The 25982-nt window shown below is 56.2% G+C and carries 24 protein-coding genes and 1 pseudogene; 7 read left to right on the top strand and 18 right to left on the bottom strand.

The window, feature by feature from the left end; genetic code table 11:
• From OJ965_RS01300 to OJ965_RS01285, 4 genes are read left to right on the top strand one after another with little or no spacing between them, the layout of a single operon-like run.
• Nucleotides 1-909, top strand: a complete 909-nt coding sequence (locus tag OJ965_RS01300) for a carbohydrate ABC transporter permease (protein WP_058958074.1) — start codon at nt 1-3, stop codon at nt 907-909.
• A complete protein-coding gene (locus OJ965_RS01295) occupies nt 899-1738 on the top strand; it encodes a carbohydrate ABC transporter permease (RefSeq protein ID WP_265135337.1) in 840 nt (279 codons plus the stop codon). Before OJ965_RS01300 ends, OJ965_RS01295 begins: the two co-directional genes overlap by 11 nt.
• A 2-nt stretch (nt 1739-1740) precedes the next feature.
• On the top strand, nt 1741-2688 hold the full coding sequence (locus tag OJ965_RS01290; protein ID WP_009092959.1) for a carbohydrate kinase family protein: 948 nt from the start codon (nt 1741-1743) through the stop codon (nt 2686-2688).
• A 2-nt stretch (nt 2689-2690) separates the two neighbouring features.
• Entirely contained in the window at nt 2691-3773 is a 1083-nt protein-coding gene (locus tag OJ965_RS01285) for an ABC transporter ATP-binding protein (RefSeq protein ID WP_265135336.1), read from the top strand.
• Nucleotides 3774-3894: 121 nt separating this feature from the next.
• Here the strand turns inward: OJ965_RS01285 and OJ965_RS01280 are convergent, their stop codons facing one another.
• Complete coding sequence (locus OJ965_RS01280; protein ID WP_265135335.1) at nt 3895-5835, bottom strand: methyl-accepting chemotaxis protein; 1941 nt, start codon at nt 5833-5835, stop codon at nt 3895-3897.
• 520 nt (nt 5836-6355) lie between these two features.
• Between OJ965_RS01280 and OJ965_RS01275 the strand changes: the two genes are divergently transcribed.
• Nucleotides 6356-7483, top strand: coding sequence for a Fic family protein (locus OJ965_RS01275; protein WP_265135334.1), 1128 nt, complete (start codon nt 6356-6358; stop codon nt 7481-7483).
• Between the two features lie 65 nt (nt 7484-7548).
• Here OJ965_RS01275 and OJ965_RS01270 read toward each other — a convergent pair whose 3' ends face one another.
• The 4 genes and pseudogenes from OJ965_RS01270 to OJ965_RS01255 form a co-directional block, all read right to left on the bottom strand.
• Nucleotides 7549-8943: a glycoside hydrolase family 1 protein gene (locus OJ965_RS01270; RefSeq protein ID WP_265135333.1), complete on the bottom strand. Its 1395-nt coding sequence runs from the start codon at nt 8941-8943 to the stop codon at nt 7549-7551.
• A 12-nt stretch (nt 8944-8955) separates the two neighbouring features.
• Entirely contained in the window at nt 8956-10818 is a 1863-nt protein-coding gene (gene bglF / locus OJ965_RS01265) for a PTS beta-glucoside transporter subunit IIABC (RefSeq protein ID WP_265135332.1), read from the bottom strand.
• 136 nt (nt 10819-10954) lie between these two features.
• Entirely contained in the window at nt 10955-11788 is an 834-nt protein-coding gene (gene licT / locus OJ965_RS01260; RefSeq protein WP_265135331.1) for a BglG family transcription antiterminator LicT, read from the bottom strand.
• Nucleotides 11789-11950: 162 nt separating this feature from the next.
• Nucleotides 11951-12067 (bottom strand): annotated as a pseudogene (locus tag OJ965_RS01255) (hypothetical protein); the annotation flags it as partial.
• Between the two features lie 412 nt (nt 12068-12479).
• Between OJ965_RS01255 and OJ965_RS01250 the strand changes: the two are divergent.
• Complete coding sequence (locus OJ965_RS01250; protein ID WP_009092952.1) at nt 12480-12755, top strand: hypothetical protein; 276 nt, start codon at nt 12480-12482, stop codon at nt 12753-12755.
• A gap of 64 nt (nt 12756-12819) precedes the next feature.
• On the opposite strand, the gene OJ965_RS01245 is transcribed toward OJ965_RS01250, so the two are convergent.
• The 3 genes from OJ965_RS01245 to OJ965_RS01240 all read right to left on the bottom strand — a co-directional run bounded on the left by OJ965_RS01245 (nt 12820) and on the right by OJ965_RS01240 (nt 16073).
• Nucleotides 12820-14445 (bottom strand): cholesterol oxidase substrate-binding domain-containing protein, encoded by a 1626-nt coding sequence (locus OJ965_RS01245; RefSeq protein WP_265135330.1) that lies wholly within the window; start codon nt 14443-14445, stop codon nt 12820-12822.
• 28 nt (nt 14446-14473) lie between these two features.
• Nucleotides 14474-14704: a phage holin family protein gene (locus tag OJ965_RS21320; RefSeq protein WP_369750608.1), complete on the bottom strand. Its 231-nt coding sequence runs from the start codon at nt 14702-14704 to the stop codon at nt 14474-14476.
• 1042 nt (nt 14705-15746) lie between these two features.
• Nucleotides 15747-16073: a YebG family protein gene (locus OJ965_RS01240; RefSeq protein ID WP_009092949.1), complete on the bottom strand. Its 327-nt coding sequence runs from the start codon at nt 16071-16073 to the stop codon at nt 15747-15749.
• 232 nt (nt 16074-16305) lie between these two features.
• Between OJ965_RS01240 and OJ965_RS01235 the strand changes: the two genes are divergently transcribed.
• On the top strand, nt 16306-17268 hold the full coding sequence (locus OJ965_RS01235) for a glycosyltransferase family 17 protein (RefSeq protein WP_111208740.1): 963 nt from the start codon (nt 16306-16308) through the stop codon (nt 17266-17268).
• A gap of 102 nt (nt 17269-17370) precedes the next feature.
• Here OJ965_RS01235 and OJ965_RS01230 read toward each other — a convergent pair whose 3' ends face one another.
• From OJ965_RS01230 to OJ965_RS01185, 10 genes are all read right to left on the bottom strand, one after another.
• The gene (locus OJ965_RS01230; protein WP_154928793.1) at nt 17371-17754 is read right to left on the bottom strand and encodes a hypothetical protein; all 384 of its coding nucleotides are present in this window, start codon (nt 17752-17754) and stop codon (nt 17371-17373) included.
• 56 nt (nt 17755-17810) lie between these two features.
• Entirely contained in the window at nt 17811-18605 is a 795-nt protein-coding gene (locus tag OJ965_RS01225; RefSeq protein ID WP_009092947.1) for an SIR2 family protein, read from the bottom strand.
• Nucleotides 18602-19162, bottom strand: coding sequence for a non-canonical purine NTP pyrophosphatase (locus OJ965_RS01220; protein WP_009092945.1), 561 nt, complete (start codon nt 19160-19162; stop codon nt 18602-18604). Before OJ965_RS01220 ends, OJ965_RS01225 begins: the two co-directional genes overlap by 4 nt.
• Before the next feature lie 156 nt (nt 19163-19318).
• A complete protein-coding gene (locus tag OJ965_RS01215; RefSeq protein WP_265135329.1) occupies nt 19319-20227 on the bottom strand; it encodes an ABC transporter substrate-binding protein in 909 nt (302 codons plus the stop codon).
• Complete coding sequence (locus OJ965_RS01210; RefSeq protein ID WP_009092943.1) at nt 20224-21018, bottom strand: amino acid ABC transporter ATP-binding protein; 795 nt, start codon at nt 21016-21018, stop codon at nt 20224-20226. The genes OJ965_RS01215 and OJ965_RS01210 overlap by 4 nt, the downstream gene beginning before the upstream one ends.
• Nucleotides 21002-21934 (bottom strand): amino acid ABC transporter permease, encoded by a 933-nt coding sequence (locus OJ965_RS01205; RefSeq protein WP_046102680.1) that lies wholly within the window; start codon nt 21932-21934, stop codon nt 21002-21004. Before OJ965_RS01205 ends, OJ965_RS01210 begins: the two co-directional genes overlap by 17 nt.
• 9 nt (nt 21935-21943) lie before the next feature.
• Nucleotides 21944-22456 carry a GNAT family N-acetyltransferase gene (locus OJ965_RS01200; protein WP_167428614.1) on the bottom strand — a complete coding sequence of 171 codons (513 nt, stop codon included), beginning with the start codon at nt 22454-22456 and terminating at the stop codon, nt 21944-21946.
• Nucleotides 22457-22465: 9 nt separating this feature from the next.
• The gene (locus OJ965_RS01195) at nt 22466-23407 is read right to left on the bottom strand and encodes an ABC transporter substrate-binding protein (RefSeq protein ID WP_420874779.1); all 942 of its coding nucleotides are present in this window, start codon (nt 23405-23407) and stop codon (nt 22466-22468) included.
• A gap of 11 nt (nt 23408-23418) precedes the next feature.
• Nucleotides 23419-24732 carry an LLM class flavin-dependent oxidoreductase gene (locus tag OJ965_RS01190; protein ID WP_265135328.1) on the bottom strand — a complete coding sequence of 438 codons (1314 nt, stop codon included), beginning with the start codon at nt 24730-24732 and terminating at the stop codon, nt 23419-23421.
• A gap of 85 nt (nt 24733-24817) precedes the next feature.
• Complete coding sequence (locus OJ965_RS01185) at nt 24818-25969, bottom strand: amidohydrolase (protein ID WP_265135327.1); 1152 nt, start codon at nt 25967-25969, stop codon at nt 24818-24820.
• Nucleotides 25970-25982: the final 13 nt, after the last annotated feature.

Raw genomic sequence — 25982 nt, 5'->3', positions numbered from 1 at the left:
ATGCTGAGTCTGCGTCAACGCGAACAGCGTCAGGCATGGGTGCTGCTGGCACCCATGCTGCTGGTGATGCTGCTGCTGACCGCCTGGCCCCTGGTGCGCACAATCTGGCTCAGCTTTACCGATGCTGCGCTGATTGGCAGCGGGGAAACGCCAGGCTGGGTCGGGCTGGAAAACTACCTCTATGCGCTGAGCGATCCCGATTTCCGGGCTTCGATCTGGCGTACCCTCTATTTCACCGTGGTGTCTGTGGTCTGTGAAGGGATCATCGGCGTGCTGGTGGCGCTGCTGCTGAATCAGCGATTCCACGGACGCAACGTGCTGCGGGTGCTGGTGATCCTGCCGTGGGCGCTGCCTACGATTGTCAACGCCATGATGTGGCGGCTGAACTTCAACCCCGACTACGGCAGCATCAACGCCCTGCTCACCCAGCTGGGCATTATTGACGGCTATCGCAGCTGGCTGGGGTCGCCGGATGCCGCGCTGAATGCGGTGATGTTTGCAGACATCTGGAAAAACTATCCGCTGGTGACCCTGCTGGTGCTGGCTGCGCTGCAGTCGATCCCCGACGATCTGTTTGAGGCGGCGCGACTGGATGGAGCCTCCGCCTGGCGTCGTTTCCGGGCGATCACCTTCCCGGCGATTGTCGCGCCGCTGGGCGTGGCGCTGGTGTTGCGCACCATCGATGCCTTTAAAATTTTTGACATCATCTATGTGATGACGCGCGGCGGGCCGGTGGACAGCACCAAAACCCTGAGCTTCTTCGTCTATCAGGAGTCGTTCAGCTACCTGCGCGCGGGCAGCGGCGCTGCCTACGCGATCCTGATGACCCTGATGTGCGCCCTGCTGATCACGCTCTATCTGCTGATGTTATGGCATCAGCGCCGCCGGAGTTCCGCCTATGAAAACTAAACTGCGCCAGGGGCTGCGTTACGGGGCTGCGCTGCTGGTCGCCCTCAGCATTCTCGCCCCGATGGGCTGGCTGTTTCTGATGAGCGTCAGTTCCGCCAGCGATCTCTCCCGGGTGCCGTTAGAATGGCTGCCGCGCCAGTGGGATTTCAGCCGCTATCAGGGGCTGATTTCGCTGGCACCTGGCCAGCCGGGCACGATTTTCCTGCATGCGCTGGGAAACAGTCTGCTGGTCGCGTCGGTCGCCACGGCGATCTCCCTGCTGCTGGCGATCCCGGCGGCGTTCAGCTTCTCACGCTACAGCGGTCGCGATGCCTGGCTTTCCGGCGCCCTGGCGATCTATATGGTGCCGCCCGTGGCCTTTGTACTGCCGCTCTACTTCCTGCTGCAACAGCTGGGGCTGCTCAACACCCATCCCGGTCTGGTGATGGTCTACTGCTCGCTGATCCTGCCGTTTCTGACCTGGATGCTGAAGAATCAGTTCGACGCCCTGCCCCGTGATATTGAACAGGCGGCCCGGCTGGATGGCCTGCGCTTCTGGCAGGTTCTGCTGCGCATCACGCTGCCGCTGGCAAAACCGGTGCTGGGTGCCGCTGCCCTGTTTGGCTGGCTGCTCGCCTGGGATGAGTTTTTTTACGCGCTGCTGTTCACCAGCAATCTGTCGGCCCAGACCCTGCCGGTCGCCATTGCCGGTTTTACCGCCGGACGGGCGACGGATGACGGGCTGATCGCCGCCATTGGCATTCTGGCATCGGTACCGCCTCTGTTTATCGCCATCTGGCTGCAGAAAACGCTGGTCAGTGGTCTCACCAGCGGGGGAAGTAAGGGATAACTATGAACCATTCCACTGTCGCCACCCTCTATGTGGTGGGCAATATCAACGTCGATTTAATCATGAGTACGCTCAGTGACTGGCCGCAGCGCGGCACCGAAGTGATGCTGCAGCACAGTGAGCTTCGTCCCGGCGGCTCGGCCGGAAACTGCGCGCTGGCGCTGGAGGCGATGCAGGTGCCGCATCGCGCTATCGCCAACCAGGGTAATGATGGTCTGAGTCACTGGCTGGCCAGCCATTTTCCGCACAGCGCGAAGCAGTGGCCGCGCTACGCCTGCGAGACGTCACTGACGGTGGGCGTCACTCACCCCGATAACGAACGCTCCTTTCTCAGCAACTACGGGCACATTACCCTGCTGACCGTCGACGATGTGCTGGCTCAGCTGCCGCCGCAGGCCGTCCCGGGTGACATCGTGCTGCTGTGCGGCACCTTTCTCTGCCTGGAACTTTATGCACACTATCCCGCGCTGCTGGCCACCTTACAGCAGCGTGGTTTTTGTGTGGCGGTGGACACCGGCTGGCCGCCAGCGGGCTGGAGCGATGCCCTTCGCTTACAGATTGCGTCCTGGTTAGCGGACTGCGACTGGCTGCTGTTGAATGAGGTGGAGGCGCTGGGTCTGGCGGGCGCAGAGCTGCTGGAGCAGAGCGGCAAACAGCTGTCAGCGCGGCTCAGCGGCCGCGGCGGATGTGTGATCAAGTGCGGCGCAGAGGGCGCACGCCTCTGGTCTGCCGCCTCTGTGCAATTTGCCGCCGCACAACCGGTGACGGTGGTCGACACCATCGGTGCGGGGGACAGTTTCAATGCCGGTTTTCTCACGGCTCTGCTCTATCAGCACTCCTCTCATACCGCCCTGCGCTGGGGCATTGACGTGGCGTCACAGGCAATCAGTAGCTCACCGCGCCGCTATCCCAGCTGGCAACAACTCCAACTTTCAAATGAGGTGCGCTGACCATGGCCAGTGTTGAACTTGTACAGGTGGCGAAGCGCTACGGTAAACAGAGCGTACTGCAGCCGCTGGATTTAACCATTCCTGACGGCACTTTTACCGTGCTGGTCGGTCCCTCCGGCTGCGGTAAATCCACCCTGCTGCGGCTGCTTGCCGGTCTGGATAGCGTCTCTGACGGCGACATCCTGCTCGACAAAAAGCGCATCAACGATCTCGACCCCGCCGACCGGGATATCGCGATGGTGTTTCAGAGCTACGCGCTCTATCCGCACCTGACCGTTGCTGAGAACCTGGCGTTTCATATGCAGGTGAAAAAGGTGAAGCGCGAGGAGCAGAAGAGCAAAATCGCCCGGATTGCGGGCATTCTCGGCATCGATCAGCTGTTGCAGCGCTATCCCCGGGCTTTATCGGGCGGACAGCGGCAGCGCGTGGCGATGGGCCGGGCGATGGTGCGCAACCCGCAGGTGTTTTTATTTGATGAGCCGCTCTCGAACCTGGATGCGCAGTTGCGGATGGAGCTGCGCGCCGAAATCAAATCGCTTCATCAGCGTTTTAAAACCACCATGGTTTATGTCACCCACGATCAGGTCGAAGCGATGACGCTGGCCGATCAGATCGTGGTGATGAAGGATGGCGTTATCGTGCAGCAGGGTGCGCCGCTGGCGATTTATGATCGCCCTGTTAACACATTCGTGGCGCGGTTTATCGGCTCACCACCGATGAATCTGCTGGATGCCTGCTTTGAAGTACGGGACGCCGTGCCTGGCGTCTGCTGTGGTGAGCAGTGGCTGCGGCTCCCTTCCCGCTGGCATCGTGCCGCACAGCAGCAGGCGGGTCAGCCGGTCACGCTGGGCGTGCGCCCTCACGATCTGATCACCGATGTCACCGGGCAACCGGCGACGGTGAATATCGTTGAGATAACGGGGGAGTCGACGCTGTTACATCTGGCGTGGCAGGGATTTTTGCTGCATATGCAGCTGAGCGGCCGCAGTGATGCCGTGCCGGGTGGCACGCTGCCGGTAACGGTTAATCCGGACAAGATGCACCTGTTCGATGCCGTCAGCGGTGAGCGCCTGACAGAGGCGTAATGAATCTGCATCAGACAGCCCACACAGAGGGCTAACCCGCCAGGGATGGCGGGTGTTGCGACTTTGCGGAAGAGGTCTGCGCCGTCGCCCTGTCCGGCAGCGACGGCGTTGTCAGTGCGTTTTATGCCAGGTGAAACTGCTCCACCGTCTGTGCCAGCTGCTGCGCCTGATCCTCCAGTGAGCTGGCGGCGGCGGACATCTGCTGCACCAGCGCGGCGTTCTGCTGGGTGGTGCCATCCATCTCGTTGACGGCAATCGTGACCTGACTAATGCCACGCGCCTGTTCGTCAGAGGCAGTGACAATCTCACCGATAATCCCCTGCACTGAGTTCACCGCCTGCATCATCTCCTGCATGGTCTTACCGGCATCGTTCACCAGCCGGACGCCGCTTTCGACCCGCACGCTTGACTCTTCGATCAGCGCGCCAATCTCTTTCACAGCGTTGGCACTGCGCTGGGCCAGATTACGCACCTCACTGGCGACCACGGCGAAGCCGCGTCCCTGTTCACCAGCACGCGCCGCTTCCACTGCCGCATTCAGCGCCAGAATATTGGTCTGGAAAGCGATGCTGTTGATCATCGTGGTGATATCGCCAATTTTTTTCGAGCTGTCATCGATCTGCGCCATGGTCTGCACGACCTCACCGACCAGCGTGGCACCGCGGCTGGCAATGTGCGTCGCGTTTTCGGTCAGGCTGGTCGCCTGCTGCGCGTTGTCGGCGTTCAGACGAATCGTGGCGCTAATCTGCTCCATGCTGGCGGCGGTCTGCTCCAGCGCAGCAGCCTGCTCCTCGGTGCGCGACGCCAGGTTGAGGTTGCCGCTGGCAATCTCCCCCGCCCCCTGACGCACCGACTCACTGGCATCTTTAATCTGTCCGACAATCTGTCGCAGCTGGGTCTGCATGGTCTCAAGGGCAAAGAACAGGCTGCTGCGATCGCCCTTCTGCACGGCAATCGCGTCATCCAGTTTGCCATCGGCTACCGCCAGCGCGATCTGCGCCGCTTCGATCGGCTCGCCGCCAATCGGACGCAGCACCTTACGGCTGAACAGCATACCCAGCACCGTACCGACCAGCAGAATGCTCACCACCATCAGGATCACTGCCCACATCAGCTGGCGGTTGGCGGCGGCCATCACCTGGCTGACCGGCGCGACCACACCCAGATACCAGGGCTTATCGCTGTTGCCGATCACGACCGGCTGCCAGGTGACCAGCGCCTCTTCACCCAGTACCGCATCAAAATGCTGCACCACCTTCGAGGTAAAGTTATCGGTTTGGCCTTTCCAGGGTTTTCCGGCCTCCTCTTTAACCGGCGATGAGACCACATTGCCGCCATTGGAGAGCAGCAGCGCATAGCCGGTGCCCTGCCAGGGTTTAATCTGGTTCACTTTCGCTTGCAGCGAGGCCAGCGAAATATCTGACGTGACGACCGCCTTCAGCGTGCCCTGATCCATAATCACCGCAGCCACCGAAGTGAGTAATGTCGGCACGCCGTTATAGGCGTAGCTATAGGGTTCGGTAAGCGTATCTTTTTGAGACTTTTGCGGGATGAGATAGTAGTCGCCCTGTCCCGGCGTGAGGTAAGAAAGCAGAGGATGCATGGCGTAATGGCCTGAGGCATCGCGGTCAACAAACCAGGCATAGCGGCCCTGTGGCGCCTGACCCTGCTGGGTGGCGAACTCCGCATCGCGGCCATCGAACGCATTCTGTTCGAATATCACTGACATCGACAGATACTCCGGATTGGCGCGCAGCGCATATTCCATCACTTTGTCCGCTGCCTTACGATCGGTAATGCCTGCATGCGGTAAAGCGATCAGACTTTGTCCAAGATGACTGGCCACATCGCGCGCATGTGTCAGCTCCTGCTGCACCTGCAGACCCCGGCTCTGAGCAATCTGCTGCAGATACTTCTCTGCCAGCGCTTTCTGCTCTTTACCGGACTGCCAGCTGAGGACACCGATGGTGACGGTAAAGCCCAGCGTGATGGTTAAACCGCCCATGAGCAGCATCTGCGCACGGGTACTCATTTTTTTCTTTTTTAGTAACGAACTGGACATAATTTTTTCCCCTGGAAATGATCCTGCTCTTTACCTCCTTGTGGTTATAGTGCTCCTGAGATCATCTATCGGCGGCGTTTTTTTGAACTTTACCCTGCGCTCAGCCTGCGGCACGCAGAACGCCGCCTGATTATTTCGGGGAAATTGATCGCTAAGGGATTATGTCGTGAATGGTGAACGGGATTTTTTTGATCTGCGACAATACAGCCGCTCTCCACAACTGTCAGTTTATGTAAAACATTGCTGCAGACCCTTATCACTGTGGAGAGAAATCAATGATTGGTAAATTCGGTTTAACAGGTGGGTTAATTATCTGGCTGGCTTATGTTGCCTGGATTGTACATTACTACTCAGACACCTTTATTCAGTTCTCCCGCTAAACAGACAGGGCCTTCGGGCCCTTTTTTCTGTCTTCAGGTTCGCCAGCGTATTCTGTGAGCCGATTGTTTGTTATTATCGCCTCATTCTGTGAGCCGAATAAGATGCGTGATTCGGCTCATTCTCTGACCCTGAGCTGACGATGAACACCCACTGGATCTGGCAACAGGCCGACTGGCCCCACTTTCACTGGCAGGATGCTGTGCTGTTACCGCGCCTGCGCCATCTGCAGCAGCAGCGCGGCCTGCTGCTGGGCCGCGCCAGTCTGCACCCCGACAGCGAAAGCCAGACGCTGGATACCCTGCTCAGTAATATCCTCTCCTCATCGGCCATTGAAGAGGAGCGGGTTAACGTGCAGTCGGTCCGCTCGTCGCTGGCGCGGCGGCTGGGCGTCACGGAAGAGCAGCCCTGGCCGGTCTCTGACCGCTCAGAAGGCCTGGCGGCGATGATGCTGGACGCGATCAACAACCGCAGCCAGCCGCTGACGATGGAGCGACTGTATCAGTGGCATCACTGGCTGTTTCCGGCAGATGAATGGACGGTGCAGCGTCTGAGCGTCGGGATGTTGCGTGGCAGCGAGCCGATGCAGGTGGTCTCAGGGCGTATCGACCGGCCTACCGTCCATTTTGAAGCCCCGCCGCGTGACGGACTGGAGCCGCAGCTGGCGCAGTTTATAGCGTGGTTTAACCAGAGCCAGCAGGACGTCATGCTCGACCCGTTGCTGCGGGCCGCGATCTGTCACCTCTGGTTTGTGACCCTGCATCCCTTTGATGACGGCAACGGCCGCATCACGCGGGCACTTACCGACCTGGCACTGGCGCAGGCCGACAGTCAGAGTATCCGTCTCTACGCCATGTCTCCCGCTATTCTGGCGCACCGTGCGGACTATTACCGCATTCTGGAACAGACGCAAAAAGGCGACACCGACATCACCCGCTGGCTGGTGTGGTTTCTGGATATCCTTGATGAGAGCCTGCAACAGGCGATGAGCGTGATTGACCGCACGCAGATTAAGGCGCGATTCTGGCTGCGCTATCAGGGAACGGGACTGAGTCAGGAGCAGGTTAAAGTGCTGAACCGGCTGCTGGATGGCGGCGAGCAGGGATTTGCACAGGGGATCAGCGCCAGTCAGTATCAGAAGGTGGCAAAAGTCAGTAAAGCGACTGCAACCCGACATCTGGCGGATCTGGTCGAAAAAGGGTGCCTTTACCGGCTGGAAGGCGGTGGCAGGAGCACCCGCTATCAGGTTAATACCGGCGAGACACCCTGACTCAGCCGGTTTTGCACGGAGGGAAAAGAGATCGCAGGCAGCGCGATGTCGCTTTCCCGCGGCGATCACCCTTTCAGCGATCCTCCTCGGGTGGCGATGACCTCTTTATACCAGTAGAAGCTTTTCTTACGGCTGCGCGCCAGTGAACCCTCACCGTTGTCATCGCGATCGACGTAGATAAATCCGTAGCGTTTAGAGAGTTCGGCTTTCGATGCGCTGACCAGATCGATCGGGCCCCAGCTGGTATAGCCCATGACCTCCACGCCATCTTCAATCGCCTCACGGACCTGCACCAGATGATCGTTGAGGTAGCTGATGCGGTAGTCATCCTGCACGACCCCGGCGGCATCGGGTTTATCTTTCGCGCCAAGCCCATTCTCAACGATAAACAGCGGCTTCTGATAGCGATCCCACAGCAGATTGAGCAGCGTGCGCAAGCCGATCGGATCAATCTGCCAGCCCCATTCAGACGCGGGCAGATGGGGGTTCGGCACCATACTCAGGATATTGCCCCGCAGCTGCTGATTCAGCGCGGCATCGGCAGTGACGCAGCCGGTCATGTAGTAGCTGAAAGAGATGAAATCGACGGTCGATTTCAGCGCTTCACGGTCGGCGTCGGTGATCTCCAGGGCAATATGGTTGTCGCGGAAGAAGCGCAACATGTAGCCTGGATAAGCGCCACGGCACTGAACGTCGCCAAAGAATTGCCATGTCCGGTTCTCCTGCAGGGCTTCCAGAACATCTTCGGGTTTGCAGCTCAATGGATAGACCAGCCCACCCAGCAGCATGTTGCCGATTTGGGCGTCAGGGATAATTTCATGGCAGGCTTTTACCGCCAGCGCGCTGGCGACCAGCTGATGGTGAATCGCCTGATACACCTCTCCTTTGCTGGCGGTTTCCGGCAGACCCACCCCGGTCAGAGGAGCATGCAGCGACATGTTAATCTCATTAAAGGTCAGCCAGAGTCTGACTTTATGCCGGTAACGGGTAAAGACGGTGCGGGCGTAGTGACTGAAGAAATCAATCACCCGCCGATTGCCCCAGCCCCCATACTGCGTCACCAGTCCCCAGGGCATCTCATAGTGTGACAGCGTCACAAGCGGCGTGATGTTGTGGGCGGCCAGCTCGTCAAACAGCCGGTCATAATAAGCCAGACCCGCCTCTTCAGGCTGCTGCTCATCACCCTGCGGAAAGATGCGTGTCCACGCAATTGAGACCCGCAGGCAGCTGAAACCCATCTCGGCAAACAGGCGGATATCCTCCGGATAGCGGTGGTAAAAATCAATCGCCACATCCTTGAGGCTGTGACTGCCGGGGCCCCGCTCGCAAACCGGACCAAAAATCCCCTGCGGCTGAAGGTCGGAGGTCGAAAGGCCTTTACCCGCCTCACGCCAGGCTCCTTCCACCTGATTTGCGGCAACGGCGCCGCCCCATAAAAATGAATCCGGGAAAGTTTTCATGCTGTTCTCCTGTTATTGATGGCTGAGGCTGAGTAAAGGTTGTCCGGCCGTCACGGTGCTGGCTGCAGCCGTGATGACATCAGCGTAGTCATCGCTGTTACTGATAATGATGGGGGTGGTCAGGTCATAGCCGGCATCAAGAATCGCCTGACGATCAAATTCCAGCAGCAGATCGCCCGGTTGAATTTTGTCGCCTGCGCTGACGTGTGCGATAAACGGCTTGCCGTCGAGCTTCACCGTATCGATGCCGACGTGGATCAACAGCTCGACGCCGCTATCACTCAGCAGGCCGATGGCGTGCCGGGTCTGAAACAGCGAGGCGACCTCACCGGCAAACGGCGCGATGACTTTGTTATCAATCGGAATAATGGCGACACCGCGTCCCAGCAGGCCACTGGCGAACGTGGCGTCCGGCACCTGATCGAGCGCCAGCACGGTGCCAGACAGCGGGGAAAGGATCGCGTTTTCGTCTGAGGAGAGGGGTGTCGCCGCCACAGGGGGGGCGGCTTTGGGCATACCGGCAAGCAGGGTCATGCCACAGCTAAGAAACAGCGCCAGCACTGTTCCGGCAATCCCGCCCCATAAGGTGGCATCGACCCCGCCGGTCGGGATCATCTGAGCAATCGTGAAGACGTTGGCAAAGCCAAAGGAGTAAACGTGTGTGTGGCTGAAGCCGACAATCGCCCCGCCGATAGCACCCGCCACGCAGCCAAAAATAAAGGGACGACGCAGCGGCAGATTGACGCCATACACAGCCGGTTCGGTAATTCCAAAAATCCCTGCCGTCACGGACGAGCCAGCCAAAACCTTCTGCCGGGCATCACGGCTGCGCAGAAAAATCCCCAGCGCGGCGCCAACCTGACCCATGACGGCGGGCAGCAGCATCGGCAGCATTGAGTCGTGCCCCAGCACCGCCAGGTTGTTGATCATGAGAGGCACCAGCCCCCAGTGCAGACCAAAGATCACACAGACCTGCCACAGCGCACCCATGGCGGCGCCAGCCAGCCAGGGGGCCAGCGCATAAATCCACTGGTAGCCGTTGGCCAGCATCATGCTCAGCCAGGTGGCCACGGGGCCAATCACCAGAAAAGTGAGCGGCACGGTAACGCCCAGGCAGATCAGGGGCGTAAAAAAGTTCTTCATTGAGGCAGGAAGCCGCCTGTTGCTCTGTTTTTCCAGCCAGCAGCTCACCCACGCGGCAAGAATCACCGGAATGACCGACGCACTGTAGTTGAACCAGGTGACAGGGATACCCAGAAACGCGTCCGCCATTGCGCCGGTCTGCTGGCTGGCATTAAAGGCGGCGATCATGGTCGGATGGGTGAGTGCCCCGCCTATCACCATGGTGATGAAGGGATTGCCACCAAACTTCTTACCGGCGGTATAACCCAGCACCAGCGGGAAAAAGAAGAACAGCGCATCACTGGCAGCAAACCAGATTTTATAGGTGCCGCTCTCAACGGAAAGCCAGCCGCAGACCACAGCCAGGGCCAGCAGGCCTTTAAGAATGCCCGAAGCGGCCAGAATGCCGATAAAAGGGGTGAAAATACCTGAAATAATGTCGATAAGCCGGCTGAAGAGATTACCGCCACTGTCGTTTTCATCCGTTGCGACAGGGGCGTCATCGCGCAGTCCCGCTTCAGCGCGAACCGCCTGCCAGACCGCATGCACATGGTTGCCGATGACGACCTGGAACTGCCCGCCGCTTTCAACCACCATAATCACACCCGGGTTTTTCTTCAGTGCCTCCGCATCCGCCTTCTGACTCTCTTTCAGTCTGAAACGAAGCCGGGTGGCGCAATGCTCCAGGCTGACGATGTTCGCTTTACCACCCACATGGCTGAGGATCTCCTGCGCCAGTTTCTGATATTCCATCTCTATTTCCTTACAAGCAATGTCCGCAGACATCCGTTGAGGGAGCCAAAAATAAAAAAACCTGAGAACGACCTCTTTTCAGAGGCCGCGCTCAGGTTTTGCCTGCACTACGCAGTAACAATCCAGGTTCAGGGGGTTAACGCCCCTCTTTTCTCACCCGTTCGATATGGATGGCGAGAAACATCATCTCTTCCGCTGTCAGATCGCGCTGATAGCTTTGCTGCAGATGCTGCGCGATCTTCACCGCGCATTTCCACGCTTTGGGATAGTTCTCTTTGACCGCGGCATGGAGTGACACATCATCGTCATCAACGACGGTTCGTGTCAGCATTCGCTGGGCAAAAAACTTCAGATGGGTGACGAACCGCTGGTAACTCAGCGATGACTCGTCATAGTCCAGCTGCAGCTGATACTTCACCAGTTGCAGGACGTCCTGCATCACCCGCGTCACATCCATCACTTCCGGCATTTCGTTGTTGAGCTGAGCCGTTACCAGATGAAGCGCGATAAATCCGGCTTCATCCTCAGGCAGTTCCACATTCAGACGACGGGCAATGATGGCGCGGGCTTCCTGACCCAGCTCAAACTCCCGGGGATAGAGTCGCCTGATATCCCAGAGCAGCACGTTTTTTATCGCCAGCCCCTTCTTCTGCCGCTCGATGGCAAAGAAACAGTGATCCGTTAATGTGATGTAGAGACTCTCCTGCAGTTTCCCTAATCGCTGTGCTGCCAGGTTGATAATGCGGTCGCAGGTCGTCATGACCTCAGCGGGGATCTGGTTCAGTAACTCCTCAAGACGGCGCACCAGAAGATCGCTTTGCAGCGCGAATACTTTCTCAATCTGCGCGGTATCAAGACTGTCCCCGACACGCTTCTGAAAAGCCAGTCCGCGTCCCATCACGACCTGCTCACGTCCCTGTTCGTCCTGAACCACCACCACATTGTTATTAAGCACTTTGGCGATTTTCATCCAGACCCCAAAAACAAAAAACCTGACCTCCGGCTGATGCCAGAAATCAGGTTTTGCCTGCCTGAGCAGTAACAATCCAGTACGCGCACTCTACCATTTTTAAGGCGGACCTCAATCTGCCTCGGTGAAAAGCGTGACGGCGATCCTGCTCCACAGGGAAACTTAAAATGTCACCACGGTTTTAAGTTCCGTCACCCAGGCATCCTGAGTGCGGGCGATACCCGCCGGGCGATGCCAGTACTGAATGCCGGGCTGCAGTTCCAGCCAGCTGAAGGGACGAGCAAGGCAAAAAAAACCTGAGCGCCTCACAGTGGCAGAAACCGTGAAACGCTCAGGTTTTTCCTGTTAACCAGTAATAACCCTTTGCAGATGATGGGGCCACACTAATATCGAACGCGGGCAGTGAAAAGCCGGGGAATTTCTGTTTGAGAAAAGCGTGAGCGAATTAACATGCCACCGATACTGAGATCGCGACGGCACAATAAAAAACCGGAAATAGACATCCTGAATAATGACAAATAATTTAAACGACTCCTTCCGGATATCAGGCTGGAGAAGATTTATTATTTTATCATGAAAAGAGGTTGGCTTCCGGATTATTGACAGCCTGTCTGGCTTATGCAACCATCAATTGAAGGCGGAATTATTTTGTAATAAATTTGCCATTTATTATTGTGATAAGGAAATTTCAATGCGTGAACTTACTATAAGCGAAGTAAACTCAGTCTCAGGTGGCAACGTTGGTGAAATTATTGTTGGTGGTGTAAAGCTGATTAACGACTTATTCAATACCCCCCTGCTCTCTTTTCCAGGGAGACTTTTGGATGCCATCGGCTTAGGAAGCATTCATCACGCCCTTGACTCGATTGGCTTTGCTATATTTACAACGATTGCTTCATTAGGCAGTGCGCTGGGTGGCGATGCCAGTCAGATTAACTACCATTTCAATGAGGAATGGGGTGATTAAAAATAAGCTATCCGGATATGAAGCCACCGTTTAGGTGGCTTCATTCATAGCGACCGAATGATGACTACAGGGTCGCTTTAAAAAGCCTCATGGTTAAAGGTGAAGAGTAGAGGTAGTGAGGGTCATACTTATCGAGCGTCGCTTTTGCAAAACGCCAGTCATACCCATCGGTGATACCCTGAGTTAAGCTATCAGGAATAAGGGTGTCGATAACCGTCTCATTATCCCAGGCATCTTTTTCTGAATATCCCCAGCCTTTGCTCCACTCAACGCGTACCGTTGCATAATCGCCAGAATAGTGATTGAACACCCACTCTTCCAACTCTCTGAAAAACTTCAGTGAGTCAGGAGTACCAGGCATTGTCAGATTATCCAGCCAGATTGCAACATCCCATTCAGGGTGAGCATCAACAGGCCGGGCTGCGGAGAGTGCAGGAGGAACAGCACCAGCAATATCGGTATCAGCTGGATTATCTAAACCGGTCACACGAATTTCAATCGGACCATTCATGGGATAAGCGTTAGATTTTTTGTAGATATCCACCATGCTCTCATATTTCGCCTTAAATTCACTGAGTACCTTTTGAATGTTCTCTCTGCGGGTGATGATGACATAGCCGTTAGCCGTCACCCGAAGCGTGTCTGGCTTGATATACATCAAGACATCTTTGCTCCACCCCCACAGGTCGCTACTGATTGTCGCACCAAGTCCGATATTGACCAGATTGAACATCAGGTTTCCTAATGAAGGTGTGAGTTCCGGAAAGCCATTGTGAATCTTCCTGACCAAATCGGAAACCTGAACAGGAATATTATCCGAAAAAGGATAGTTAAAGGGAGAATGGACGGGTTTAGATATCCTGTTGTAGGCTGGAGACTCTGTCCAGATTTTTAACCATGGTGTGGTAGTAAACGGAAACCAGATGATCTCAGCACGCCCGCATTTATCCAGATAGGAGGTATAGGTTCTGATACCTTCACCCTCCTGACCAAATAATTCGACGGCGGGAACATTGACAAAACTTTGGCAGCGTAAACGCTTGTTGCGCGGCACCTGAAGTTTAACTTCATAAATAAATGCTCTCCCGACATGCACCATAAAGGCTGATATCTCCGGGTTGGTTCTTTCGAACGTTTTCAACACGTACTGCTTAAGCTTGTCATCCCACACAATGGCTTTGAGTTCGACAATGTTATTGCTGACGGTTCCCCAACTCCCCCCTGCGGGGCGTTCTTCATTGACAGAGGCGATGCCGGTCCCATGTCCTCCTATTGCGAGGACACCACCAAGCGTCAGATCGCCTGGTGCAGGCATGCTGTAAAAGCCTAGTTTCTTTTTCTCAAGCAGAGTAACAAGAGCTTCCATCTGAATGCCGGTCTGAGCCGTGACATAGCCGTAATCACCATGTTTAACTATCGTTGCAGCATTAAGATGTTTCGTCATGTCAACCAGGACAACATCACTGTTGTCAGCATTATTATCAATAGTCAATCTTGACCAGTTATGCTGAATACCTACCGGGCGAACTTTGAATTTATTATCAACAGCCCAGTTAATGACATCGAGTAATTCAGCACTGGTTTTAGGTGAACATGAGAGAATGTTTTTTCCGGATGTCTCTTTTGACCAGTTTAAAAAATCAGTGCGGAACGTTTTTAACGGGAATGCAGTTGCAATCTGGTTGCTCATAGAATGTCCTTATTTAACCTCTTCAGATTTAACGGTAAACACATCCACCACAGAAAAATGAGACAGACCCACTTATAACAATGGCTTCATACAGACTTAATCCATAATTAACACATATAATACCTCCAAGAAGTCCCCAGAAAATTGAGATGGTCAGCGCAGATAAAAGTGTTTGTATCGTTGGCGCTGCTCTTCCTGCGTATGCACTTAACAGATATCTTGTTACGCCCCCGAAAAAGGATATCAGCAAGAAGATCATCAGCCAGATTGTTTCAGGTTCATTTCTCATATATCTCCCCTGACATGTTAACGCCTCCTGTCGTACCTGGAGTGGATATAGTGATAATGAAGATCAGCGCAATGCTCAAATAAAAAACAGAGTGCGACGTGTAAATTTTCTGAACCAGGTCATTTTCTTTTGTAAAAAGAAGTAGAGCTTTTCATTACAGGTGATAAAAACGAGGCTTTTGGGTATAAAAAACTGAACGCCTTTGCTTTTTGAGTAAGTCAGATTCAAAAGGGGGTCTATTATCTGAACTTTTTTTCTCAACAGATAGAAAAGTTGAGAGATATTATTGGCAGAGATGGATTTATATCTTGCTTCCCACACCTGTAAAATTAAATCGGCAACATCAATCTCCCTTGCCTTCCTGCTTTTGATCATAAAAATAAAAAGTGTGAATTCGTTCCTGCTCAGGGAAATTACCTTTCCTTTACAAAACAGGCTTCTGGTTTTTTTATTCACAAGTATAATCAAAATCGAACCTCCTCTCCGTTTTTATGATTTCTATACATAACAGGCGGTAGATGTTAATTAAAAAAAAGTCCAATATGATAATTTTTTTGGAAAGCGCGTTTTTAACGTACAGGTTCATAAAAGAATTAAAAAATTCAGTAGCATTTTCCTGGTCAATGACTGGGGGGATTTCCGGAAGGGTTTCACATTTATTTTCCGGACTTAGGCAGGATTTACCCTGTTTCAGGATGCCTTATTTACTGCCAGGAGAGATTGATAGAGGCGGAACAGGCATGCTGACCCTGTCTGAGCACTACTGTCATCACTGATGGGTCGCACAGAATGGCAGAGGGAGAGTGCGGGCAAAGAATTTTGATGAGCTTATATTTTTCAGAAAAGAATTTTAATGTGCATTACCCCCGCCTGTTCTGTCAGAATCAGAGCGCTCAGGAATAACGATGAACGATGGGACTCATTTAATGAGCTAATACGGATGAGACGGGAAGAGAATCTTAAGTCAGAAACAGCAACGCCGGAAGATTCGCTTCCGGCGTTGTAGTGAAGATTAGGCCGCTTTTACTGCGCGCACTTTCTTCGCCGCAGGCTCATCAGCCTGGCTGTCAGCATCGTCTGAGCGGGAAGCGTGGGTCGTCGCCTCCGGCAGTTTGCTGGTGCGAAGGATATGCTGTACCGACTCTTTCTGCTCAGCAATCAGCAGGCCCAGCGTTTCAGCCTGTGCTTCGTCCATCGCGGGCTGATGCTGTAACAGCCAGTCGGTGAAGGCTTCGGCCATATCGAGCATTTTGTCGTAGGCATCGGCCTCTTTCTTATTGGCAAACGTCATCTTCTCTTCACCCTTTCTGACTACTACAAATTTTGTTTCAACAGCCATCTTTTCGCCCTCAGGTACTGTGTATACATACAGTATATCATGCTCAGTTTGCTTTGCCAGCAGAGAATGGAGTTTAACGGAGACGTGCAATTGAACCTTATCATCGCGCAGGCTTTTCTCCGATCAGGACGTTAATCCGGCGATGGGGTCAGATTCCCCTGTCTGACGCAGCTTCAGGCGGGGGGCAGAAAGATTCTGTCAGGAGGGTGGCAGTAAAAACGCTGGAAAGTGTATGGAAAGCGTAAAACAGCAGGTACAATCCGCAAAAAATAAAATTGATGATGATGGCAAAAGGATTAGTTCGCCAATGATTTACGATTGTTTCCTGTACTACGATGAAGATATGCTTCTTGAGCTGCGTTTAAATACACTTTATGAGCATGTTGACCGCTTTGTCATCGTTGAGTCTCTCTATACTTTCACGGGCAAGCGACGAGAAAAACTTAATTTCAATATTGACCGGTTCGCCGCGTTTCGCGAAAAGATCATCTATGTGATAAATGATTCCGTTCCCACCATTTATCAACATGAATTCCTGTCCGGCAGTTCTGTGGTGAAAGCCGGGGAATCCGATCCGTGGGAAAATGAAACCATTGCGCGTAACAGCATTATGCATGGTCTGCGCCATGCTCAGGACGACGATATCATCATCATTTCCGACGTTGATGAAATTCCTCACCCTGCTGCCCTCACGCAGTTCAGTCGCCGTCATCTGTGCACGACGCTGTATCAGAACTTTTTTAACTATAAATTTAATGTTCAGGTACTCAACGATGATGGCTCGGCGCGCTTATGTCGCCTGCCGAAAATGACGACGATGAAAAACCTTAAGGGCTTTTTTCAGGGACAACCAGAGTTGTTACGCAACGTGAAGCGTAAAGGCACCCCAATACGGGATAGCTGGTGGCGCTGGAGACTTCTTAAGATGCGCACCCGGATTGTCATGAACGCGGGCTGGCATTTTTCCTGGGTAATGACCGATGCACGCATCAGCGAGAAGATGGAGACAATTTCCCATACAGAAAATAATCTTCCCGAGTTCAATAATCCGGATCACATCCGGCGCTGTGTTGATAAAAATATAGATATCTGGAACCGGCCAAGGAAGATGGTCATCCGGCCTATTGATTATGAATATATGCCGGCCTGGCTGGTAGATAATCAGGAAAAATTCGAAGAGTTTATAAAACGATAAGACCTTTAACCTGACAGCCCGCTCAAAGCGGGCTGTTTTATCGCAACAACCAGCCAAAGGTGGCCGTTTCCAATGGCCTGAATCGTCGCGTTGCTCAGTATACTACTCTGACGCGAACTCAACGGTGAGTTTGCCGCAATCCAGCATGCCGTACTGCTTTCTGCCCGTAACGCGTTCTGCATAAAAAGGGACCAGCCATTGCTCAGCCGGGCCGCTTATCTCTGCGTCAATGAACCGTATGCCCTTCTGGCGGGCGACTTCGGCTGCTTCATGCCAGTTTTGCCAGTCGTTGGGCTGTCTCAGCCAGGCACTCAGCACGGTCTGTTTTGCCTGCTCAACCGTGTAATGTTTGCACGCCGCAAGGTTTTCCTCACTGTAGTACTGGTCACCCGTTTTCAGATAGATCAGCGTTCCTGTCCCTGTCAGGGCCAGCAGAACAAGCCCCGTAAAACCGATCACTGTACCCTTCACAACACTTCTGATCATAACGCCACGCATTGATTGATTTTAAGCAGCCACTCTCTGAGCAGGCGATACAGGCATTACACCAGCAACTCTTCCAGGAACTGTGCCAGCGCTTTACGCGGATCATCCTCTTCCGAGACGATCACTTCGATCCCCCACTGCCCCAGCACCTCTTTTGCCACCGGGTTGTTGCGGTTGGTAAACAGGTACGATTTTGGCCGGGCCGTTGCCAGCCCGGTGCGGCCCCACATTTTCGTCAGGCGGTAAAAGAGCAGGCGAATGTTGAAGTCACTGATGCTGTAGCCGACAAACAGCACCGAATTGCCCATCACGTCGTGGGTGAGTTTGATGTCGAGCGGCGAGTCGAAATAGAGACGCTCAAAATAGCTGCTCTCATCCAGCACGATGGAGGTATCGTCGTCGAAATCGCCGTGAAGTTTGATGATGTGTCGCTTCTCTTCGGTCAGCGACACCAGATCGGCGGCATTCGCCACTTTATAATAGGGAACCCCATGCGCGTCGTGCGCCGCTTCCAGCCAGCGATCGTAGTTAGTGGTGTAGATACGCGAGAAATTACCCTGCGTAATCATGGTGTGAATTTCAGAAGAGCGGACATCAATATCGGGCCGGTGCCACTCGCGATCCATCCAGCTGCGCAGCGGACCCAGCGAGCCTTTTTTCTGTTTGTAATACTCCGCCAGCGACAGGTGCGTGCCGTAAGTATTAAAGATTTTTGGATCGTAGCCCAGTTCATGCGCGAGGTGAGCAATCAGCTCATGCCACTCCGGCAGGCCGAAATTGCGTGAGATACCGGCACCGGCAAACAGGATCAGTTTGCCGGAATCATAGGCGCGTTTGAGTTCAGGTTTCATGCCACTCCCCGGGCGGTTTTCAAAAAGGTGGCGAAGCGATCCAGCGCAATGCGCCGCATGGAGATCTCATTCTTGAGTTCACCCATTTCGGCGAAGGTCTGCTCATAGCCTTCGGGAATAAAGACGCAGTCCCACTGAAAGCCGCGCGTGCCGGCGGGTTTTGCCGCGATGGTGCCGCGCAGCTCGCCTGAAAACTGATACATCTTGCGGCCGTCACAGTAACCCAGCACCGTTTTGGCCGTGACGGCCTGGCTGTCGAGTCCCTGCACCAGCGCCGTAAAGCGCTCAGCGTCGAGGCGATTCCAGAAGATGCGGGTCAGACCCGCGGGTAACCCATTCAGGCCATCCAGATAGAGGCCGGTGTGCTCAACAAACAGCGGCCGCCCGATCAGCGCGAAAGCTTTGGTCAGCTTGTCACGCACCAGGTCAAGCTCGTTTTCTGTCTGTATTTCTTCGATGCGACGGGCGATGGGCAGCACTTCGACCCCGACAGGTTCGAGTATCTTGCGCACCTCCGCCAGCTTTTGCTCATTGGCAGAAAGGAATCTGATTTTCATGGGCTTCCAGGGCTGAAACTCCGCCACACAACAGAATTTTTTATGAGTTTGAGGGGGCAGGATAAAACAGTCACGCCGGAGAGTGTAGTGCAATTATCGGGTTATCAGCATGCCGTGCACCAGACCGGTTAGCGCAGTGCAACCGGCCTGGCGGTGTCAGTAAACGATACCCGGCGGGTTTATCAGGGAGTGGTCGACGGCCTCATCCTGTTCACCCCAGCGGGCCAGCACCTGCTGATACTGGCCGCCCGCGATGGTGCCATCCAGCGCAGTCTGGAGTGCCGGGGCCAGACCATTGCCCTTTTTGGTGGTGACGGCGACCCAGGCACGGAACGGCCCGTTGCCTACCAGTCGGGTCTGGCCGCGCGACGCGGCTTTCCAGGCGGCCATGGAGTGCGGGCCAAACAGGGCGTCGGCCCGTCCCGACAGCAGCGTCAGCGTCGCAGAGGCATCATCGGTCAGGTAGATCGGCGTTACGGCAGGCAGACCTTTCGCCCGGTTCTGTGCATCCCAGCTCAGCAGGATCCGCTCCTGATTGGTGCCGGACGACACGATAATGCGCTTCCCGGCAATGTCAGCAGGGGCACTGATCTGTCTGATCGGACTCTCCTTTTTCACCGCGAAAGCGTGGTTGTCAGCACGATAGGTGGCAAAGTCGAACTTCTTCTTACGGCCTTCGGTGACGGCAATATTAAACATCGCCACATCATAGCGCCCGGCGCTGATCCCCAGCGGCCAGTCCTCCCATGAGGCCGGCACCAGCTTCAGCTTTAACCCCAGACTGTCAGCCAGCAGCCTGGCGATGTCGGGATCGCTGCCGATGCGGGTCACGTTGTCAGAGGCCAGCAGCGCCAGCGGCGGCGAGTTTGTGGCTGAGGTCGCTACGGTCAGGGTGCCCGGCTCGATAAAATGATAGTTCGCCGGAATTTTAGCGATCGCCAGCGGATTAGCCGGAGCATGGATGGGCGTTTCGTTGCGGCGGATGTCGGGCTTTTCCGGGGCGGCCATGGAGAGCGCCGGGATCAGCCCCGCGAAAGCCAGCGCCAGGGGCGTCAGGCGCCTCATAAGACGCGCGCCAGGAAGCGACGGGTGCGCTCGTGACGCGGATTGCTGAGCACCTGCTGGGTCGTGCCCTGCTCCACAATCCGGCCATCCACCATAAAGACCACATGGTCAGCCACTTCGCGGGCAAACCCGATCTCGTGCGTCACAATGACCAGCGTGGTGCCGGAGCGCGCCAGCTTCTTGATCACATCGAGCACTTCGCCGACCAGCTCCGGGTCCAGCGCCGAAGTGGGTTCATCGAACAGCATCACCCTGGGATTGAGCATCAGCGCCCGCGCGATAGCGATGCGCTGCTGCTGCCCGCCTGACAGGTGGCGCGGCCAGGCATCGGCTTTGTGGCGCAGGCCGACAATGTCCAGCAGTTCACCGGCCCGCTGAATCGCCGCCTGCCGGGAGAGCTGGCGATGCGCAATCGGGGCTTCAATCAGGTTATCCAGCACGCTCAGGTGCGGGAACAGGTTAAAGTTCTGGAAGACGTAGCCGACGTTTATGCGCTGCCGCAAAATCGCCTGCTCCTTCAGCTCATAGAGCTTGTTGCCGCGCTGCTGATAGCCGATATAGTCGCCATCAATCTGGATAAAGCCTTCATCGACCCGCTCCAGATGATTAATGGTGCGCAGCAGGGTGGATTTACCGGAGCCGGAGGGGCCGAGGATCACCGTGACCGAGCCAGGCGGCAGGGAGAGTGAGACATTATCCAGCGCTTTATGTTTGCCAAAACGTTTGCTGACGCCGGTGATGCTGATGGCCCCGCTGGTGTGAGAAAGGCGATAATCAATGGCTTCGGACATGGCTGATCTCCTCGGTCGGTTGAAGTGGCGAGACGCGGTTGCGCCATTGACGCCAGCGAGAGGGTTGCGGTTCACGCGTTACGCTGCGGGCCATCCAGCGTTCTGCGTTGTACTGAATGACGGAGAGCACGGTGGTGATAATCAGATACCACGCGGCACCCACCATCAGCAGCGGAATGACCTCCTGATTGCGGTTATAGATCATCTGAATGGTGTAAAAGAGCTCCGGCATGGCCAGCACATAAACCATCGCCGTGCCTTTCGCCAGGCTGATGATCTCGTTGAACGTGGTCGGAATAATGGTGCGCAGCGCCTGCGGCAGAATGATGCGGAAGGTGCGGCGCGTGGCAGAGAGGCCGAGCGCAGAAGCCGCCTCCACCTGCCCCTGATCGACACCGAGAATGCCGCCGCGAATGATCTCCGCGCTGTAGGCCGCCTGCACCAGTGTCAGGCCGATGACCGCAGCCGGAAACTGTCCTAGCACATTGATGGTCTGAAACGCGCCCCACGACAGGCCGGTAAACGGAATCCCTATCGAGAGCGTTTCATAGAGATAGGAGAAGTTATAAAGAATAATCAGCACGACGATCAGCGGCAGTGAACGGAACAGCCAGATGTAGCCCCATGCCAGCGTGCTCAGCAGCCAGGAGGAGGAGAGGCGCGCCAGAGCCAGCAGACCGCCAGCCAGCAGGCTGAAGATCGTCCCCAGCAGGGTGAGCAGCAGCGTCTGTCCCAGACCGTGCAGGATCACCGGATCAAAGAACCAGCGTGCAAACACCCCCCACTCCCAGCGCGGATTAAAGGCCACCGACTGCACGACGCCTGCCAGGATAAACAGCGCAACGATCGCGCCAGCGGTGCGTGCCGGATAACGGGCCGGCACCACCTGTAACTGTTGATGCTGAGGTTTACTCATCGTCGATCCTTAACTCGCTTCCGCGACGTTATACACGCCAATCACTTTAATAAAACGCAGTCGCCCATCGTGGGGCGGCTGACCGTAACGCTCCAGATCGCCGCTGAGATCGAACTGAGGCTGATAACCGTGACCGGTGTAGAGCCGGACGGCCTCAGGCTGACGGAAGCCGGTGGTGAGAAACAGCCGCTGGTAGCCCGCCTGCAGGGCCCGACGCTCCAGCTCCTGCAGGACCACCAGCGCCAGGCCCTGACGGCGCAGATCGCTGCGGGTCCAGATGCGCTTCAGCTCGGCGGTCTGCGGGTCATAAGGTTTGTAGGCGCCCATCGCGATGATCTCGCCGTCGCGCTCCAGCACGATAAACAGCCCCTGCGGCGGCAGATACCACTCTGTCAGCTCCTGCTCCTTAAGCCGGGCAAAATAGTCGCCGTAGCGTGCGGCATATTCACCGAACAGGCCGCCCAGGATCGGTTGCAGCTCCGGCGCCTCGGGCGACACCTCGCGAAACGTTAATTCACTCATCTCAGCTCCTTAATCGCCCAGTCCGGCGGGATTAACTTCAGAATGACCAATCTGCTCAACGCCTTCGCCCCAGCGGTTAAGCACCTTCTGATAGTCGCCATTGCCGATCACGCCATTCAGCGCCGTGCTAATCGGTTCGGCCAGACCGCTGCCTTTTTTCACCGTCACCGCAATGTGAGCCGCTTTTGGCCAGCCCCCATCCACACTCCCCACCAGCCGGGTTTTCCCGGTCAGTGCCGCCTTCCAGGCCCCGATGACATTCGGCCCGAAATAGGCGTCTGCCCGACCCGACTGAAGCGCCAGCGTCTGGGCGGCATCATCTTTGGCATAGATCGGCGTAAAGGGTTTCAGGCCCTTAGCCTGATTCTCTTTATCCCACGCCAGCAGGATCGCCTCCTGATTGGTGCCGGATCCCACGATGATCCGCAGCCCGGCAATCTCCTCCGCTTTGGTCAGCGACTGAATCGGGCTGCCGGTCCGGACATAAAAACCCAGCGAGTCTTTGCGGTAGGTTGCGAAGTCGAACTTCTCTTTGCGTGGCTTCGTCACGGTGATGTTCGAGATTGCCGCGTCATACTTGCCCGAGGCGACGCCGAGCGGCCAGTCCTCCCAGGAGGTCGGGACGACATTCAGCTTCAGTCCCAGGCTGTCGGCGACCAGCCGGGCGATATCCACCTCGCTGCCGAGCAGGGTTTTGTTGTCGTCTGAAAAGACCGTAAGCGGCGGAGAGTTAAGCGCGGCCACCGCCACGGTAAACGCGCCCGGCACCACAAAATGGTAACCGGCGGGCAGCTGCGCGATGGCCTCCGCATTTTTCGCGGTGTTGATCGGCGCTTTATTGGCTTCCACGCTGACACGCTGGCCGTTGTAGGAGACGCTGGTGCCCTCTGCCAGAGCGTGGCTGCTGGCGGCCAGCATAAACAGAGCGATGAGACGTAAGGGTTTTTGCATGATCCGGACTCTTATTGTGAGGTGAACTGATTAACGGGGGATTTCAGGGCGAAGCTGTCGCGCAGGGTGGTGCCCGGATAGTCACGGCGCGTCAGGCCGCGTGCCTGCAGAATCGGCACCACCCGATCGACAAAGCGTTCAAAGGTGTCAGGCGTGCCGCCATTGATGATGAAGCCGTCAGCGGCGTGGGTTTCAAACCAGAGCTGCAGGCCATCCGCCACCTCTTCAGGCGTGCCGTGAAACAGGGGGCGCGGGGTGGCCGCTTCCAGTGCCGCCTGACGCAGGGTGTGACCCTGCTCTTTCGCTTTGCGTTTGATCTCGTCGGTGGTGCTGCGGAAGCTGTTCTGTCCGATGTCACCGATATCGGGGAACGGCTGATCCAGCGGGTACTGCGAAAAGTCGTGATGGTCAAAGAAGCGGCCGAGGTAGTTCAGCGCATCAGTCACCGAAACCAGCGCCGCAGTGGTCTGATATTGCTGTTCGACGTCATCGGCGTTATCGCCCACAATCACGCTGACACCCTGAAAGATGTGCAGATCTTCCGGCTGACGGCCATTGGCCACCAGTTGCTGCTTCACATCCTGATAGAAGGCCTGCGCCTCTTCGCGCGTTGGCTGATGGGTAAAAATGGCGTCGGCATGGCGCGCCGCCAGCTTTTTGCCGTCTGCGGATGCGCCCGCCTGGAAGATAATCGGACGCCCCTGCGGGGTGCGGCCGATATTCAGCGGCCCCTGCACCTGGAAGAAGTCACCGTGATGATCCAGGGTGTGCAGCTTAGCCGGATCGAAAAACTGCCCGCTCGCCTTGTCCCGCACAAACGCATCCTGCTCCCACGAATCCCACAACCCTTTCACCACCTGCAGATACTCATCGGCAATGCGGTAGCGCAGCGCATGTTCCGGATGCTGCTGACGGGAGAAGTTTTTTGCCGATCCTTCCAGCGGTGACGTCACCACGTTCCAGCCTGCGCGCCCGCCGCTGAGATGATCGAGGCTGGCAAACTGACGCGCCACGGTGAACGGCTCGCTGTAGGAGGTGGAGACGGTGCCGACCAGCCCCAGATGCTCCGTAACACCGGCCAGCGCCGAGAGCAGCGTCAGCGGCTCAAAGCGGTTGAGAAAGTGGGGAATCGATTTCTCATTGATAAACAACCCGTCGGCGACAAACAGAAAATCGAGTTTGCCCTGCTCCGCCTTACGGGCGATTTTTTTGGCGTAATCCAGGCTGATGCTGGCATCGGCCTGGGCCGCCGGATGGCGCCAGGCGGACATGTTACCTGAGGCGCCATGCAGAATGGTGCCCAGCCGAAGTTGTCTTGTGGTCATGATGTTCTCTCTTTTTTTAGTCGTCGCGGTGCCTGACGACGCTGTTCAGCACCGTCGTGCGGTTACGGCAGCAGATAAATGCTATTCAGAGTGGGAGGGACGCCTGACATCGCGCACTGAGATGTTGCAGCGCCTGGCGAGCCAGTTGAGCGAAGTAGTTAGCGGCGGGCGCAATCAGCGCCTCGTCGGGGGTAAAGCTGGCGTGATGCAGGCCAAACTCGCTGGCGCTGCCGATGCTGACAAAGGCGCCGGGCACCTGCTGCAGATAAAAAGCAAAGTCTTCACCCAGCAGATGCAGTTCGGCGGTCTGCACCCGGTAACCCGCCTGGCCGGCCACATCGCTGCAGAATTCTGCCCAGTGGGGATCGTTGATCAGCACCGGCGGGCCAGGCTGCCAGGTCAGGGTCGCCTGCGCGCCATTGGCCGCGGCAAACTGCTCAACCAGGGTACGCACCCGCTGCTCCAGGTCGGCGCGCACCTGCAGATCGTGCGTACGCGCCGTGCCGCCAAATTCCACCCCGCCCGGCAACACATTCCAGCTTTTGCCGCCGTCGATGCGGGTGATGCTGAGCACCAGGCTGTCGAAGGCGTTAAAACTGCGGCTGGTGAGCCCCTGCAGTGCCTGAATAATCTGGCTGGCCGTCACGATGCTGTCGACGCCCTGCTCCGGGTAGGCGGCATGCGCACCTTTGCCGGTCACGCGGATGATGAATTTGTCGGCATTGGCGTAGAACGCGCCGCTGCGGGTGGCAAACGTACCAAGCGGCAGCGAAGGTTCGTTGTGCATCCCGAAGATAGCCTGCACCTCATCCAGCACGCCCGCCCCGATGAACTGCCGGGCACCACGCGCAATCTCCTCGGCGGGCTGAAACAGGATGCGCACCCGTCCGGGCAGGGTGTCGGCCTGAGCCTGAAGCTGCAGGGCCGCGCCCAGCATCACCGCGCTGTGCAGGTCGTGACCGCAGGCGTGCATCACGCCGGGATGACGGGAGTGAAAGCGCACCCCGCTCGCCTCATGGATCGGCAGCGCGTCAATGTCGGCGCGCAGAGCAATCACCGTTTCACCCTGGCCGATTTCAGCAACCACGCCGGTTTCCAGCGGGTAATCGCGCAGCCGGATGCCTGCGGCCTGCAGCCAGCCGCGCAGCCGTGCGGTTGTCGCAAACTCCTGACCGGACAGCTCCGGCCAGGTATGCAGTTCGCGTCGCCATTCAATCAGTTGTGATTCAGGGTACATGATGACTCTCCGC

The organism is Pantoea anthophila (genome assembly GCF_026104315.1).
In the GTDB taxonomy this organism is placed as follows: domain Bacteria; phylum Pseudomonadota; class Gammaproteobacteria; order Enterobacterales; family Enterobacteriaceae; genus Pantoea; species Pantoea anthophila.
The sequence above is the reverse complement of the archived record's forward strand: the minus strand, read 5'-3'. Positions and strand labels throughout refer to the sequence as shown.

What these genes read in the sequence shown, in the direction of transcription:
- OJ965_RS01275 (WP_265135334.1), top strand. Translation starts at nt 6,356, where the DNA reads ATGAACACCCACTGGATCTGGCAACAGGCCGACTGGCCCCACTTTCAC.
- OJ965_RS01300 (WP_058958074.1), top strand. Translation starts at nt 1, where the DNA reads ATGCTGAGTCTGCGTCAACGCGAACAGCGTCAGGCATGGGTGCTGCTG.
- OJ965_RS01295 (WP_265135337.1), top strand. Translation starts at nt 899, where the DNA reads ATGAAAACTAAACTGCGCCAGGGGCTGCGTTACGGGGCTGCGCTGCTG.
- OJ965_RS01240 (WP_009092949.1), bottom strand. Translation starts at nt 16,073, where the DNA reads ATGGCTGTTGAAACAAAATTTGTAGTAGTCAGAAAGGGTGAAGAGAAG.
- OJ965_RS01270 (WP_265135333.1), bottom strand. Translation starts at nt 8,943, where the DNA reads ATGAAAACTTTCCCGGATTCATTTTTATGGGGCGGCGCCGTTGCCGCA.
- OJ965_RS01230 (WP_154928793.1), bottom strand. Translation starts at nt 17,754, where the DNA reads ATGATCAGAAGTGTTGTGAAGGGTACAGTGATCGGTTTTACGGGGCTT.
- OJ965_RS01250 (WP_009092952.1), top strand. Translation starts at nt 12,480, where the DNA reads ATGCGTGAACTTACTATAAGCGAAGTAAACTCAGTCTCAGGTGGCAAC.
- OJ965_RS01280 (WP_265135335.1), bottom strand. Translation starts at nt 5,835, where the DNA reads ATGTCCAGTTCGTTACTAAAAAAGAAAAAAATGAGTACCCGTGCGCAG.
- OJ965_RS01290 (WP_009092959.1), top strand. Translation starts at nt 1,741, where the DNA reads ATGAACCATTCCACTGTCGCCACCCTCTATGTGGTGGGCAATATCAAC.
- OJ965_RS01210 (WP_009092943.1), bottom strand. Translation starts at nt 21,018, where the DNA reads ATGTCCGAAGCCATTGATTATCGCCTTTCTCACACCAGCGGGGCCATC.
- OJ965_RS01185 (WP_265135327.1), bottom strand. Translation starts at nt 25,969, where the DNA reads ATGTACCCTGAATCACAACTGATTGAATGGCGACGCGAACTGCATACC.
- OJ965_RS01285 (WP_265135336.1), top strand. Translation starts at nt 2,691, where the DNA reads ATGGCCAGTGTTGAACTTGTACAGGTGGCGAAGCGCTACGGTAAACAG.
- OJ965_RS01235 (WP_111208740.1), top strand. Translation starts at nt 16,306, where the DNA reads ATGGAAAGCGTAAAACAGCAGGTACAATCCGCAAAAAATAAAATTGAT.
- OJ965_RS01205 (WP_046102680.1), bottom strand. Translation starts at nt 21,934, where the DNA reads ATGAGTAAACCTCAGCATCAACAGTTACAGGTGGTGCCGGCCCGTTAT.
- OJ965_RS01220 (WP_009092945.1), bottom strand. Translation starts at nt 19,162, where the DNA reads ATGAAAATCAGATTCCTTTCTGCCAATGAGCAAAAGCTGGCGGAGGTG.
- OJ965_RS01195 (WP_420874779.1), bottom strand. Translation starts at nt 23,407, where the DNA reads ATGCAAAAACCCTTACGTCTCATCGCTCTGTTTATGCTGGCCGCCAGC.
- OJ965_RS01215 (WP_265135329.1), bottom strand. Translation starts at nt 20,227, where the DNA reads ATGAGGCGCCTGACGCCCCTGGCGCTGGCTTTCGCGGGGCTGATCCCG.
- bglF (WP_265135332.1), bottom strand. Translation starts at nt 10,818, where the DNA reads ATGGAATATCAGAAACTGGCGCAGGAGATCCTCAGCCATGTGGGTGGT.
- OJ965_RS21320 (WP_369750608.1), bottom strand. Translation starts at nt 14,704, where the DNA reads ATGATCTTCTTGCTGATATCCTTTTTCGGGGGCGTAACAAGATATCTG.
- OJ965_RS01245 (WP_265135330.1), bottom strand. Translation starts at nt 14,445, where the DNA reads ATGAGCAACCAGATTGCAACTGCATTCCCGTTAAAAACGTTCCGCACT.
- OJ965_RS01225 (WP_009092947.1), bottom strand. Translation starts at nt 18,605, where the DNA reads ATGAAACCTGAACTCAAACGCGCCTATGATTCCGGCAAACTGATCCTG.
- OJ965_RS01190 (WP_265135328.1), bottom strand. Translation starts at nt 24,732, where the DNA reads ATGACCACAAGACAACTTCGGCTGGGCACCATTCTGCATGGCGCCTCA.
- licT (WP_265135331.1), bottom strand. Translation starts at nt 11,788, where the DNA reads ATGAAAATCGCCAAAGTGCTTAATAACAATGTGGTGGTGGTTCAGGAC.
- OJ965_RS01200 (WP_167428614.1), bottom strand. Translation starts at nt 22,456, where the DNA reads ATGAGTGAATTAACGTTTCGCGAGGTGTCGCCCGAGGCGCCGGAGCTG.